Annotated in this window: 12 protein-coding genes; 8 read left to right on the top strand and 4 right to left on the bottom strand. The window is 46.7% G+C overall.

What is annotated here, in order from left to right; translation table 11 throughout:
* Positions 1 to 26: 26 nt before the first annotated feature.
* Genes OM95_RS07660 through panD form a run of 6 tightly spaced genes read left to right on the top strand, consistent with a single transcriptional unit; the run spans position 27 to position 4,699 of the window.
* Positions 27 to 740 carry a DUF2520 domain-containing protein gene (locus tag OM95_RS07660; RefSeq protein ID WP_041872168.1) on the top strand — a complete coding sequence of 238 codons (714 nt, stop codon included), beginning with the start codon at positions 27 to 29 and terminating at the stop codon, positions 738 to 740.
* 6 nt (positions 741 to 746) lie between these two features.
* Positions 747 to 1,538: a 3-methyl-2-oxobutanoate hydroxymethyltransferase gene (gene panB, locus OM95_RS07655; protein ID WP_041872166.1), complete on the top strand. Its 792-nt coding sequence runs from the start codon at positions 747 to 749 to the stop codon at positions 1,536 to 1,538.
* On the top strand, positions 1,535 to 2,290 hold the full coding sequence (panC, locus tag OM95_RS07650; protein ID WP_041872164.1) for a pantoate--beta-alanine ligase: 756 nt from the start codon (positions 1,535 to 1,537) through the stop codon (positions 2,288 to 2,290). Before panB ends, panC begins: the two co-directional genes overlap by 4 nt.
* Entirely contained in the window at positions 2,277 to 3,542 is a 1,266-nt protein-coding gene (coaBC, locus tag OM95_RS07645) for a bifunctional phosphopantothenoylcysteine decarboxylase/phosphopantothenate--cysteine ligase CoaBC (RefSeq protein ID WP_041872161.1), read from the top strand. The genes panC and coaBC overlap by 14 nt, the downstream gene beginning before the upstream one ends.
* Positions 3,539 to 4,309 carry a type III pantothenate kinase gene (locus OM95_RS07640; protein ID WP_041872159.1) on the top strand — a complete coding sequence of 257 codons (771 nt, stop codon included), beginning with the start codon at positions 3,539 to 3,541 and terminating at the stop codon, positions 4,307 to 4,309. Before coaBC ends, OM95_RS07640 begins: the two co-directional genes overlap by 4 nt.
* A 15-nt stretch (positions 4,310 to 4,324) precedes the next feature.
* A complete protein-coding gene (gene panD / locus OM95_RS07635) occupies positions 4,325 to 4,699 on the top strand; it encodes an aspartate 1-decarboxylase (protein ID WP_041872156.1) in 375 nt (124 codons plus the stop codon).
* Positions 4,700 to 4,745: 46 nt separating this feature from the next.
* Here panD and OM95_RS07630 read toward each other — a convergent pair whose 3' ends face one another.
* Positions 4,746 to 6,029: a U32 family peptidase C-terminal domain-containing protein gene (locus tag OM95_RS07630; protein ID WP_041872154.1), complete on the bottom strand. Its 1,284-nt coding sequence runs from the start codon at positions 6,027 to 6,029 to the stop codon at positions 4,746 to 4,748.
* 164 nt (positions 6,030 to 6,193) lie between these two features.
* Positions 6,194 to 7,150 carry a hypothetical protein gene (locus OM95_RS07625; RefSeq protein WP_041872152.1) on the bottom strand — a complete coding sequence of 319 codons (957 nt, stop codon included), beginning with the start codon at positions 7,148 to 7,150 and terminating at the stop codon, positions 6,194 to 6,196.
* Between the two features lie 101 nt (positions 7,151 to 7,251).
* Between OM95_RS07625 and OM95_RS07620 the strand changes: the two genes are divergently transcribed.
* Together OM95_RS07620 and OM95_RS07615 are read left to right on the top strand one after the other, a co-directional pair.
* On the top strand, positions 7,252 to 9,084 hold the full coding sequence (locus OM95_RS07620; protein WP_041872149.1) for an ATP-binding cassette domain-containing protein: 1,833 nt from the start codon (positions 7,252 to 7,254) through the stop codon (positions 9,082 to 9,084).
* On the top strand, positions 9,085 to 9,888 hold the full coding sequence (locus OM95_RS07615) for a DUF2799 domain-containing protein (protein ID WP_041872147.1): 804 nt from the start codon (positions 9,085 to 9,087) through the stop codon (positions 9,886 to 9,888).
* Here the strand turns inward: OM95_RS07615 and OM95_RS07610 are convergent, their stop codons facing one another.
* Both OM95_RS07610 and abc-f read right to left on the bottom strand, forming a co-directional pair.
* Entirely contained in the window at positions 9,889 to 11,385 is a 1,497-nt protein-coding gene (locus OM95_RS07610; RefSeq protein WP_291515833.1) for a hypothetical protein, read from the bottom strand.
* Positions 11,386 to 11,451: 66 nt separating this feature from the next.
* Entirely contained in the window at positions 11,452 to 12,987 is a 1,536-nt protein-coding gene (gene abc-f / locus OM95_RS07605) for a ribosomal protection-like ABC-F family protein (RefSeq protein ID WP_041872143.1), read from the bottom strand.
* Between the last annotated feature and the right edge of the window lie 197 nt (positions 12,988 to 13,184).

Here is a 13,184-nt window from a genome sequence, read left to right as displayed (position 1 = left end):
GATCCCTAGGACAGGTACCCACTTATATGAAGGCGACGAACACTCATTCTTATTTAATTATTGGCTCTGGGCGCGTCGCCCGACACCTCGGCTATTATCTTCACTTACTTGATCAACATTTTGAAACTTGGGATCGCTCGCAAGATCCCCACGCTTTAGGCCGTAAGGTGGCAAAAGCCTCGCATGTTCTGCTGGCTCTTAGTGATTCGGCCCTCTTAGGTTTTTTTCGGCAGCATCTGGCGGGTCACGACAAGACAGTAGTGCACTTTTCCGGGGCCCATCATTTTGACGGGATGATTGCAGCACATCCGCTGATGACCTTCGGTCCCGAACTTTACGATTTAGAGTTCTATAAAAAAATCCATTTTGTCGTTACGGGGGCTGCCACTCTTCAAGAGGCCCTTCCCGTGTTCACAAATCCTTTTTCAGTTCTTTCCGCCCAGGAAAAATCCCTGTACCACGCTTACTGCGTTCTAGGCGGCAACTTTGTAACTCTGCTGATAAGTAAAATGCTGCAAGGATTTTCTGAAATGGGCATTCCTGCAGAAGCCGCCTCTCTTTATCTTGAAAAAGTTTTGGCCAATACAGTTAACAATCCTGCGCAGGCGTTAACGGGGCCTTTAGTCAGAAAAGACATAGAAACTGTGAAGGCAAATCTTCAGGCGCTTTCCCAGGATTCTTATCGGCCTATCTATGAAGCCTTTTTAAAAACACACTGGCCTGAATATCCGCGAAAGTAGGTCGTCATGAAAACGATTTTAGACTTCCAAGAAAAGAAAGCAAAAAAAGAAAAGATCTCGATGGTCACCTGTTACGATTATACTTTTGCGCGCCTTCTTGCCGAAAGTGACGTGGATTGCCTTTTGGTCGGTGACTCCTTAGCGATGACCATGCATGGACATAAAACCACGCTGAATGCCTCGGTAAATCTGATGGCCTTGCATACTGCAGCGGTGGTGCGTGGCGCGGGCGATAAATTTGTCGTCGGCGACCTTCCTTTTATGAGCTATCGCAAAAGTCTGACGGCAAATATGTCCGCCGCAGAAAAAATCATGAAGGCCGGAGCCCACGCCATTAAACTGGAAGGGGCCTCTGGCAACATCGAACTGGTTCGTCATCTTGTTGACTCGGGCGTTCCTGTCATGGGTCATTTGGGTCTGACTCCTCAATCCGTAAACCAACTGGGTGGCTTTAAAGTTCAAGGCCGCGACGAAAAAGCACAGAAGAAAATCAAAGAACAAGCCTTACAACTGCAAGAGGCCGGCGCGTTTTCAGTGGTCCTAGAATGTGTCCCGTCAAAACTAGCCAAAGAAATTTCACTCGCTTTGGAAATTCCCACCATCGGCATCGGCGGAGGCCCTGACTGTGACGGACAGGTCCTGGTTCTACAAGATATGCTCGGTATGACCCCAGGATTTAAACCCAAATTTCTAAAACAATATCTGAACGGTTTTGAGACTTTCACGAAGGCCTTTAATGCCTATCATCAGGAAGTCGTTGAAGGAAAATTTCCGACCGAGAAAGAGAGCTATTCATGAGTGAAGTTCTGCGCTCTCCGGATGAAATGAAGGCCTGGCGAAAGAAACGCGCCGGAACCGTGGGTTTTGTACCGACGATGGGAGCTTTGCACGCCGGTCATGAAGAACTTATCAAACGGGCCCGCAAAGAAAATGACCTGGTGGTTCTATCCATCTTCGTGAATCCCACACAGTTTAACGATCCCAATGATCTGCAAAAGTATCCGAAAACCTGGGACCAAGATTTTGCCATGGCCGAAATGAATGGTGTGGATGCGATCTTTTATCCCAATTATGAAGAGATGTATCCGGACAAGTATCGCTATAAAATTTCAGAAAGCGATTACTCGCGACTCTTGGACGGCGCTCATCGTCCGGGACATTTTGACGGCGTACTATCTGTCGTTATGAAACTGTTTCAACTAGTGAGTCCCACAAAAGCTTACTTTGGCGAAAAGGACTTTCAGCAGTTGACGTTGATTCGCGGTATGGTTGAGGCCTTTTTTATGGATTTGGAAGTCGTCCCGGTGGCAACCGTACGCGAACAAGATGGCGTGGCCATGAGCTCCCGAAACACACGCCTGAGCGCAGCTGAAAGAAAAATGGCCCCAGCGATTTATAAAGCTATCACTGAAAGTTCCACAGCGTCCGAGGCCGCGGAAAAACTTCAAGCCCAGGGTTTTGCCGTCGACTATGTGACTGACATCGGTTCGCGCCGCTTTGTCGCGGCCAAATTGGGTGAAGTGAGGTTGATTGACAATGTCGAAATCTAAAGTCTTGTTCATTATGACCGGCTCCATCGCTTGTTACAAAGCCTGCCATGTGGTTTCACGACTGGTGCAGGCCAACTGCGACGTTCAAGTTGTTGCGACCCCTTCTGCGTTGAAATTTGTTGGCAATGCCACCCTGGAAGGACTGACGGGAAATCCTGTCATCAGCGATATGTATTCCGCAGGAAACGTCATGGACCATATTCACCTGATGAGATGGGCCGACGTTGTTTTGGTGGCACCAGCAACCGCAAGCTTTATTAACAAAGCGGCTCAAGGTGTGGGCGACGATTTGGTGCAAACACTTTTCCTGGCTCACGACTTTAAAAAGCCTTTTCTGATCGCCCCCGCCATGAACACCAGCATGTATAAACATCCGGTCACGCAAAAGTCTTTAGACATCTTAAAGGGTTTGGGCCTGCAAATTCTTGAGACTGCCTCCGGAATTCTTGCCTGTGGCGAAGAAGGCTGGGGAAAACTGCTTGAACCTGATTTGATTTTGAAATTCACCTTGGACGCTCTTCAACATAAAAATGTTTCGGAGCCCTCAGAGGCGAAAAGTTTCAAGAGCGTGGCCAAGGTCAAGGTTCTGGTCACCGCCGGCGGAACTCAGGAACCTATCGATACCGTTCGCGTTATCAGCAACCTGAGTTCGGGCAGAACCGGTGTCACTATTGCCGAAGACCTTACACACATGGGATTTGATGTGACCTTGCTTCAAGCCCATGGATCTGCGAAAGCCGAACATGTCACTCGCCGCGACTTTTTTACAAGTTTCGCAAGCCTTGACGAGAAAATGAAAAACTATCTTTCTTCTGAAGAGTTCACTCATGTGATTCACGCAGCCGCGGTCAGCGACTACTCTATCGATAGCATCGAGGTGAATGGCGTCAAGCATCGTCCTTTTGAAGTGAAGAAAGTCAGTTCGGAGGCCGATCATTTGAACATCCATCTTAAACGCAATCATAAAATAGTCGATCGTCTGAAAGACTATTCCAAGAACAAAAACCTTCAAGTGATTGCCTTTAAGTTAACCAGCCACGCAACGGCCGAGGAAAAACAAAAAGCGGTCCTTAAGTTGTTTCAAGGATCGCGGGCTGACTACGTCGTACACAACGACATGACGGATATTGATATCGTGAATAGAACGCACAAGTTTACATTGCACTCCCCTGAAAGAGCCGTGGTCTGCGAAAACCTGGAAAGACTTTCCAGTGAGCTGATTCATGCTCTGATGCCTAAGGAAACTCTATGATTTTATGCCTTGATGTCGGAAACACTCAGATCTATGCCGGTCTTTTTGAAAAAGACCAAATGGTCCTTTCGTTTCGCAAGAACTCTAAAAGCGGAGCCTCTTCGGATGAAACGGGCATTTTCCTTCGTAGCGCAATTCGCGAAAATGGATATGATCCGTCGAAGATCACCCAAATCGCAATTTGCAGCGTCGTTCCCGAAGTGATTTATTCCCTGCGCGGCGCCTGCATGAAGTATTTCAATATCAATCCTTTTATTCTTCAGGCGGGTGTCAAAACCGGCTTAAAAGTGAAGTACCGCAATCCCGTGGAAGTGGGAGCGGATCGTATTGCAAATTCGATCGCGGCCACTCATCTCTATCCTGGAAAAAACCTTATTCTAGTGGATCTGGGCACTGCAACCACCTTTTGTGCTATCACGAAGGACAAGGACTACCTGGGAGGCTCAATCGTCGCTGGCCTTCGCCTTTGCATGGAAGCACTGGAAAGTAAAACGGCGAAACTTCCCTCTGTCGAAATCGTGTCTATGCATGAGGCCTTGGGACGTTCGACTGTAGAGAGCATTCAGTCTGGACTCTTCTACGGTCACTTGGGAACAATCCGCGAATTAAGTGATAGAATCACCAGAGAATGTTTCCATGGCGAAAAACCTTTGGTCATCGGGACTGGCGGATTTGCCTACCTGTTTGAAAAAGAAAAAATCTTCGATGAAATCGTGCCCGATCTGGTCTTAAAAGGCATGTTAATCGCTTTGCAATATAATACTTAGGATTTAGGAAGCATTATGAATTTATCAATGTTAAGAGCAAAAATTCACCGCGCCACTGTGACCGGAGCCGATCTGGATTATGAAGGTTCCATCAGCGTTTGCCCGGATCTTATCAAAGCATCAGGTCTGCTTATCAATGAACGCGTGGATATCTATAACTGTAACAACGGCGCCAGGTTTTCAACTTACGTCATCAAGGGCAAGAAGGGCGAAATCTGCCTTAACGGTGCAGCTGCTCGTCACGTCCAACGTGGTGATCTTGTGATTATCTGTGCCTATTGCGGTATGAGCTTTGAGGACGCTAAAAAACATGAACCTGCCGTTGTCTTTGTCGATTCCAAAAACCGCGTGAAAGAAAAACGCAAAGAAGATCGCAAGAATAACAAATAAAGGATCGAAGACGGCGATCCATTTCGAATCATGGATCGCCTTGTAATTAGAATCCGCCTTTTTCAACCAGGCTGACTAAAGAGTTCGGTGCATATTCCACTGGAAGTTCAATATGGAAAACAAGACCGCCGCCACCCGCTTGAGGAACTAATTCCCCACGTTCGTTCAGAATTTTTCCAACAACTGCTTTTTGTGTGCTTACTGGAGAGATCACCTCGACCGTATCACCAGTGCGAATGCGGTGGCGAGCTTCGACTTTGAAAAAGTTCGGATGTTCCGATTTTTCCATCACCACGCCGGCAAATCGTTGCGTAAAATTGCGTGAAGTTGAGTGACGGTATTCCTGCGCATTATGCGAGAGATTGCCCGTAACAAAACCTTTGTGATAGCCGCGATTTGGAATTTTGTTCAACTCATCCAAAAGACTCTTGTCGAATTCACGTCCCGCCGTCATGTCATCGATAGCTTTGCGATAAATCCGCGCCACCATTGAAGCATAGTACAAAGACTTCGTACGACCTTCGACTTTGAAAGAACAGATACCGGCCTCTTTGAGTTCGCGCAAATGCTCGATCACGCACAGGTCTTTGGCATTCATGATGTAGGTGCCATTTTCGTCTTCATCGATTTGATAGAACTGGCCCTTGTCACGAAGGTCTTCCAGATAGAACTCTTCGTCCTTTTCCGTTTCCGCTTTATGAACATTGTAACCGTAGCGGCAACTGTTGTCGCAAACGCCTTGATTCGCATCACGATAACTCATGTAGTGAGAAAGCAAACATCGACCAGAGTAAGCGATACAGATAGATCCGTGAACGAAAGCTTCTAATTCAATGTCCGGAACCTTCTCATGGATTTCTTTGATTTCTTCGACACGCAATTCGCGACTTAAGATGATTCGCGAAGCTCCCTGCTTTTGCCAGAATTTAACACTTTGCCAATTCATACAGTTAGCCTGCACACTCAGGTGAATATTGACATCAGGGTCCACTTCTTTGGCGATCATCATTAGACCGGGATCACTCATGATGAAAGCATCGGGTTTAAGATCGACCCATTTTTTAAAATTCTCGCGGAAGGATTTCAGCTTGAGGTTGCGCGCAAAAATATTGGCCGTGACATAGATCTGCTTATTGTTTTCACGGGCAAAACGGATGCCTTCTTGCAGGTCTTCGAAAGTCATTTCGTTTTCTCGAGCACGCAGACTGAAAAGCGGCACACCGACATAGACTGCATCAGCGCCATAGCGATAGGCGTATTTTAACTTTTCTAACGAACCGGCAGGCATTAATAGTTCGGGGGATAGTGAGGGGGCATTTATCACTGACATCGCTTTAATATTCCTTAGCAGTTTCTGGCTCTTAAAGAGCCAATAAAAGACCCCTTCTTACCGCTCCACAGGCCTTTCCAACATGACAATCGTCATATTCAGAATTTTTTATTCACCACCCACCGCGGATGGATGAGCCTCAGGTCTAAGGAATTTGCATGGATTTATTTGCAGTAACGATACTGACTCATGATCGCTCGGGTTTTCTGCGCCCCGGAGATGTCTCCACCACGACGTTTATTCCAATCGTCGCTGCGTAAAGGACCCCAATAAGTTCCTTCAGGCCCACGCGATGTTGGTGTCATTAACGTGTCTCGGTTTTGCAGTTCTTTAGCCAGTAAGTCGATACCACACTGAATGTTTTGATAAGGAATATGCAGATCGCGCGCCTTGGGACAGACGGGCTTCCACACTTGCAACAAACCTATCGCCGTTCCATTGGGTGCGTTGGCATTGTCATTTCTGGGGTTACAACTGGATTCTGAAGAGGCCATGGACATGATAATCCAAACCCAATACAGTTCGCGCTGATCTTTCGACATTTTAGGGTAGTTCGGGCACCACTTAGTGATATCGTCCGGAATATTTTCGCCAAAGGAATCCGGCTTCTCTTTGATCTGTTGAAGAGTATAAGAACCCCAGGGTCCAAGCTGACCCTCTTTATTGATAAAGTTGTCACATCCCTTAGCAAGTTTCGCAACAACGTCGCCGCCGACTTCACGAGCCACATTTCGATCCAGGTCCCGTTCGTAAATGAATCCTTCTTTTTCACGCGCAGCCCAGGCGGCATCCATCACATCGTAAGATGTGTCTTCGACTTTTTTGGTGTCTGAACCCAACGCCGTTTGCTTACCGCCGCCACTGAACATGTTGGTACAAAAGCCCATCAGAAGTTGAAAGATGCTTTGCTTCTGTACAGCTTCAGCCTGCGCCTGTTGCGCTTGGACAGCTTGGTTTGCTGCCGCTTGCGCTTGGGCTGCTTGTTGTTGAAGCATGAACTGTTGTTGAGTCTGCATAGATTGAAAAATAGCATCGGCATTTGCCGGATTGACGGCGGTCGTCTGTGCGAATGAAAATGTCGGCATCAAAGCTGCCGTAAGAATGAAAATCTTGATGCGCATATACGACCCGTCCCCCTATTGGACTTATCGGGAAAACAGAGGAATGCATGAATCTTTCTGGGCTATTTACGGGGCCTGTTTCACTATGATACAGTCGTAGGATGGGTATTACGCTTCTTCAACTACAGTCAGGCCATAAGGCCTATGGGTCCAAAGTTCTTTTCGAAGATGCCACTTTCGCCATCAATGAAGGGGAACATGTCGGAGTCATCGGTCCCAATGGGGCCGGCAAAACAACTTTGTTTAAAATTCTTGTCGACCAGGAACATCTGGACTCAGGCATCGTCACTCGCTCTCAACAACTGCGTTTAGGATATCTAGAGCAGGAGGCGGAATGGAACGTAGATGAAAAGGTCGAAGACTATCTTGGCAAAAACTGCATCAAACCTCTTTGGGAACTCAAACAGTTTGGCTTGAAGTTAGGCTTAAGCGAAGATCATTTCCAATCTCATCTGAAGCAGCTTAGCGGTGGCTACCGGATGCGTGTAAAGCTTCTTTTTCTTATCGGGCAGGAGCCAAATCTGCTGCTGCTGGATGAGCCCACGAACTTCTTGGACTTGGAAACACTTCTGGTGCTGGAAAGCTTCTTACAAGAGTTCAAAGGAGCTTTCCTTCTGATTTCGCATGATCGGGAATTCCTGCGACGCGTGACAGATCATATTTTGGAAGTTGAATCCGGCGACATCGTCAAGTTTCCGGGAAGCCTGGACGACTATTTTGAACAAAAGCAAATGCTGAATGAAATTTTGCAGAAACAGATTCTTTCTCAGCAGGCCAAAAGAAAATCCATCATGGATTTCGTCACTCGTTTTGGCGCTAAAGCGACGAAGGCTCGTCAGGCGCAAAGTCGTCTGAAAGCCCTTGAAAAGATGGAAGTCATCGAAATGAAGGCCGCCCCTACGCACTCGCACATTCATATTCCGGCGGCGCAACCCACCGGAAAAATGATCTTGGAAGTGGAAGACGCGGATTGTGGTTACGGCGAAAAGGTAATTCTGAAAAACGTCTCGTTGCGCTTGGAACGCGGCAATCATCTTGGCATTGTCGGCTTAAATGGCGCCGGGAAATCCACTCTTTTGAAATCTCTGGGAGAACAAATACCTTTAGTCCGTGGCGCAATAAAATGGGGACACCAAGTGCGGTATTCTTACTTTGCTCAGCACACACCCGAAGCTCTGAATCCAGATCATTCAGTCCTGGAGGCGATGGCTTCTGCTGCACATAAAGATGTGACACAGCAAGATGTTTTGAACATTGCCGGCAGCTTGCTTTTTTCTGGTGAAAGCGTTCACAAGAAAGTAAAGGTCCTCTCAGGTGGCGAAAAATCGCGCGTTGCCCTGGGGCAAATTCTTTTGCAGAAATCTCCCCTTCTTTTACTGGATGAGCCGACAAACCACTTGGATTTTGATACAGTAGAGGCGTTAACCACTGCTCTTGAAAAATACGAAGGCACTATCGTCACGGTGAGCCACGACCGCGGGTTCATTGGGCGCGTTGCCAACAAGATTCTTGAAGTCAATCACGGGCAGCTAACACTCTATCCCGGTACTTATGACGAATACGTGTGGAGTTTGCAAAAAGGATTCTTGGCCGATAGAACTTTTGAAAATGTGGATGGTAAAGTCTCTGCCATAGAGAAGTCACCAGAGACGATAAAATTCAACTATAAGGAAGAACGCAAACGCCTTGAGACTTTAATAAAAAAATCGCAAAAGCAAATCGAGGAATGCGACAAGAAGATTGCTCAACTGGGTCAAATAAGAGATTCTTTAAGTGAAAAACTGATGACGGCGTCAGGCGAAAAAGCGGCAACCTTTGCAAAAGAGCTGCACGACCTTGGCGGCCAGATCGAAGATTTAGAATCTTCCATGCTGCAAGCGATGGAAGATCAGCAGAACTTCGAAGCTGAACTAAAACAACTTGTAGGAATATAAATGTCTAGACTGCTTCTTTTGGTTTTAGTGTTGAATCTGATATCTTGCGCAAGTTATTTCAAAAGAAAAGACTGCGAATCCCTCAATTGGTTTGAGCATGGAAAAAAAGTCGCCCTGAGCGGAAATTGGCTGAACGCAGACTCCATGGTTACAGAGTGTCGGAAGGTCGATGCGGAAATTCAAGAGTCTCAGTTAGATCTGGGCTTTAAAAATGGAATGCAGATCTATTGCAGCAATACTCACGCCTACAACGTAGGAAAGGCTGGGGATTTTTACTCGCGCGATCTTTGTGAAGGACCACAAATTAATGTCCTAATTAATGAACATAAAAAAGGTGTCGCGGCCTACTGTCACAAAAGTTATGGATTCACGGCGGGAACCTCTGGCAAGAAGTATCAAAATGTCTGTCCCAAGGATTTAGAGCCGGCGTTCTTAAAGGAATATCGCCGCGGACGTAAGAAGTACGTCGAAACTCTGATCGCAACAAAAGAAGGTGAAGTGCGCGATTTAGACGCGCGCATGCGTACGATGAAATCTGATTTGAACTTTCAAAAAGGTCGTCTGACCGGCTTGCGCGGGGAACTGAACTCTTTAGAAACTCAGAAAGCCTTTGTCGCCAGCAATAACCCCGCACAACTGGGGTATATTGAAAATCGTATTGGACAGTTGAATTCAGACATCTCGTCTTTGAACTACGATATCTCCGGGAAAGAAAGTGAAATAAAAAAACTTGAAAACTCGCGAAATGCGAAGCTTTCGGAAATCACCTCTTTCAAAGAAGAATTGCCTAGTTTAGACGAGTAATCAATTTGGAATTCGGAACCATTCGATAGCGTCGACAAAAGCCTTCGGTTTGTAGGCATTAGCCTGCTCGCTCCAGTGAACTTCACGCCAGCCCAGACTTTTAAAAGAGGGATTTTCCACGTCTCTCCTCTGAATGAATTCAATTACGTTTGTAACCTGCTCAAGCTCGCTCTTCTTCATCAAAAGAGAAGGCAGATGGAATTGCACGAACGCAATCCCTTTGTTCTGCGCGCCAAACCCTTCCGCACCTTCTTTTAAAAATCGTGAGTACTGAATTTCACGCTTTACATCGCAGTGATCCACCACTAGCAACTTCTCGGTAATGTTTGCGTAATCCATCACGTAGCTGAAGTTGTACCCGCCACACTTTTCTACAACCGTGCGATTGGCCTTAAGCTGACCAAAGGATTTCAATGGAATCGGAAATCGGGACGGCAGCATCCAGAGGTTTTCCTGATCACGCAAAGCGATCTGGATCTTCGGAGATGCTTTGGCAATTTTCATAAAATGCGTAAAGATCGCCGCCTTTTCCGTCAAAGGCTCACGACTTACAAACAGTAGATCGAAGGTGGCCTCGGCAAAAGCCTCTTGGAATCCATGTGTGCGCAACTCATTGGTAAAATTCGCAGCGAAGACACGATGTGTTTCAGAGTCCTTCATTGCCTGCGATGTGGTTACAAAAGAATTCACGTTCTTCATGGCCTCTGCGGCTTTTAACAAGGTTGTTTCTTCCATCGCCGCCAAGCGGTGCATTCCAATTAAAGGAAGAGCCGGCTGATGTTCTGTACGCAAAAGACGTGGCAGACTTTGCACAAAGTTAAAACGCTCCCGGGCCGAAAGAGCTTTGTAGGAGTTCACCCAACTGACGACTAATAAAGGTCTTAAGCTAAGTTCAACGACCTGATGGTCTACGGCCAGATCCTCTTTCTGATCCAGGCAAGCGGCAAAATGTTCGGATTGTTTCCACGGAGATTCGCAGTAACCCTGAACGGACTTAATAACAAACGGCCAACGCACCTTTCGCAAGGCTGTTTTAATTTTGGTTTGCGGGTCCCCCACATTCAAATCGCCATCCAATAGATAGACGATGAAGTCGGTAATGACTTCTTCCATCAGGATCTGCTGCGCAAACAAAGCTTCATTTCGTTCACGATACCAGATTTTCGCCAAAGCCTTTTCCAGATGCCCGGGGGCTTCCAAAAGTTTTGCGCCTAGATAGATTTGATGACCCTGCACACGATAGAGATAGGGACGATCTTCTAAAATGGTGATCTGAACTTTTTTATAGAACGGCTCCATGCTTTCAAGAAGTCGTTCCATTTGTTGCACACGATAGTTCAAGTCTTTGGCCTGCTCACTAAAATAGGCGCTGAAGGGGACGTTTTTGTTCAAGGCACAGCGATAAATACTTTCGGTCGAAGCTTCCGTAAGCCTGTCAATTCTTTCGACAACCTTAGAATCAATACAGATCGGCCTCTTCGTCATCTGAAGAACCATCAGGCTAAGTAAGCCAAAACACACAAGACTCAGGGAGGTCAACCATCGGGCCAGCATATTGCCTCGCTAAGATTGCAAAAGACAGACCTCTTCAATTCCGATGTTTTCTAAAAAAACTTCATCATGTGAAACCACCAGCAACGCTCCGCTATAGTCATTTAAAGCCCCCTCTAAGACTTCCAGACTTTGCAAATCCAGATTATTTGTCGGTTCATCCAGAATCAGCAACTGCGGAATAGGCGACGCTAACAGAATCTTCGCCAGGGCGGCCTTGAGCATTTCCCCACCGCTTAGGGTCGTAACGGGTTGATGAACCTTGTCTTTCATGAACTGAAAGCGAGCTAATTTATTTCGCGTTTCGATTTCATCATAGGCGGACGTCAGCATGACGTTTTCAAGGACCGTCAAAGACGGATCTAGCAACGAATACTTCTGATCCAACAAAGCGACTGAAACCGCCCCCAACTTGGCCACTCCGGTTTGTTTGACATCATCAGAAAATCCACCCAGTAGAGCCTGAATTAAAGAACTTTTCCCGCTTCCATTTACTCCGGCCAATGCGCAACGACGAGCCCCCCGCAAAGTGAAAGAGACGGGTTCTTTCCATAAAAATTCAGAAGCCCCGGGGTACTTAAGGTTAAACTCCTGAACCTCGACAACCAACTTTCCCTCCGGTAAGTTCGCGGATGGCAAATCCAGGCCCAAGAGTGTTTCCGTTTTAGCTTGAGACAAAAGATGACGGAAGTTTGCGTCGGCGTTTTCCACACGCTTTTCCTCATTGATGTGCATTTTGGCCTGGGTCACTTGCGCCGCCCGCTTCAAGCCACCAACCACGATGCGAGGAATTCCTCCCTTATCAGCAATCCGCTGTCCACGACGCATGCGCTTTTCCTGCGCTGTCATTTTTTCGTGATATTCGCTTTCCAATTTCTTTTTTTCCTTTCGGGCGCGCTCTATTTTTACCTGCTGCAGTTCGCGTTCCGCTTCTTTTTGTTCAAGATAGTTCGCAAAGTTTCCGCCGAAAACAGACAATCCCTGATTAGAAAGTTCCCAAATGGTATCGACATGATTTAAAAGTTCCCGATCATGGCTGATTACCAAAAGGGCGCTTTGATAGGCCGTCACAAAATCGATGATCATTTGTCGTCCCTCTTTATCTAGGTTGTTAGTGGGCTCGTCCAAAATCAGAAGACCGACAGAACATGCCAAGGCCTTGGCAATTCGCACGCGAGTCCACTCTCCACCACTTAAATGATTTAACGGCGCATCCAGAGAAATATTTCGCAGCAGAGCTCCCCACAAAGCAGGATCTGCGAAAGGGCTTTCCCAAAGCTCAATTAGATATTCGCTGACAGAATAAGTGGGTATCTCTGCGAATTGAGGTAAGTATATAACCGGATGAGACCTTAATAGAGTTCCGCTTGAGGGCTCAAGCTCCCCCGCAATAATTTTTGCCAAGGTGCTTTTTCCCACACCGTTAGGACCCACCAAGCCACAGCGAAACGAGTTTAACGAAAACGAAATGTTTGAAAACAGCACGTCCCCTTGAGGAAGCTCAAACGCAAGTGACTGTGCCGTCACCTGTATCAAATTGTGTTGCATAAATATCCGTCCAACAGCCTGAAAGGCTTCAAGAAGTGATTAGAATAAGGAAATACGACGGATTTTAATTTCTCATAGTCAGTCGGATTTAAGCCCGACTGAGTTAAGCTTAGCACAAACGATTGGTTTTTTTCAAGACCCTCACGACCTGAATTATATATCTGTCACAAATAGAGGCGCCAGCGTCGCACAGCCGA

The organism is Bdellovibrio sp. ArHS (assembly GCF_000786105.1).
In the GTDB taxonomy this organism is placed as follows: domain Bacteria; phylum Bdellovibrionota; class Bdellovibrionia; order Bdellovibrionales; family Bdellovibrionaceae; genus Bdellovibrio.
The sequence above is the reverse complement of the archived record's forward strand: the minus strand, read 5'-3'. Positions and strand labels throughout refer to the sequence as shown.

Excerpts from the sequence above, each read along its gene's own strand:
- OM95_RS07615 (WP_041872147.1), top strand. The coding sequence starts at position 9,085 with ATGTCTAGACTGCTTCTTTTGGTTTTAGTGTTGAATCTGATATCTTGC.
- OM95_RS07660 (WP_041872168.1), top strand. The coding sequence starts at position 27 with ATGAAGGCGACGAACACTCATTCTTATTTAATTATTGGCTCTGGGCGC.
- OM95_RS07625 (WP_041872152.1), bottom strand. The coding sequence starts at position 7,150 with ATGCGCATCAAGATTTTCATTCTTACGGCAGCTTTGATGCCGACATTT.
- panC (WP_041872164.1), top strand. The coding sequence starts at position 1,535 with ATGAGTGAAGTTCTGCGCTCTCCGGATGAAATGAAGGCCTGGCGAAAG.
- OM95_RS07630 (WP_041872154.1), bottom strand. The coding sequence starts at position 6,029 with ATGTCAGTGATAAATGCCCCCTCACTATCCCCCGAACTATTAATGCCT.
- OM95_RS07610 (WP_291515833.1), bottom strand. The coding sequence starts at position 11,385 with ATGGTTCTTCAGATGACGAAGAGGCCGATCTGTATTGATTCTAAGGTT.
- coaBC (WP_041872161.1), top strand. The coding sequence starts at position 2,277 with ATGTCGAAATCTAAAGTCTTGTTCATTATGACCGGCTCCATCGCTTGT.
- OM95_RS07640 (WP_041872159.1), top strand. The coding sequence starts at position 3,539 with ATGATTTTATGCCTTGATGTCGGAAACACTCAGATCTATGCCGGTCTT.
- OM95_RS07620 (WP_041872149.1), top strand. The coding sequence starts at position 7,252 with ATGGGTATTACGCTTCTTCAACTACAGTCAGGCCATAAGGCCTATGGG.
- panD (WP_041872156.1), top strand. The coding sequence starts at position 4,325 with ATGAATTTATCAATGTTAAGAGCAAAAATTCACCGCGCCACTGTGACC.
- abc-f (WP_041872143.1), bottom strand. The coding sequence starts at position 12,987 with ATGCAACACAATTTGATACAGGTGACGGCACAGTCACTTGCGTTTGAG.
- panB (WP_041872166.1), top strand. The coding sequence starts at position 747 with ATGAAAACGATTTTAGACTTCCAAGAAAAGAAAGCAAAAAAAGAAAAG.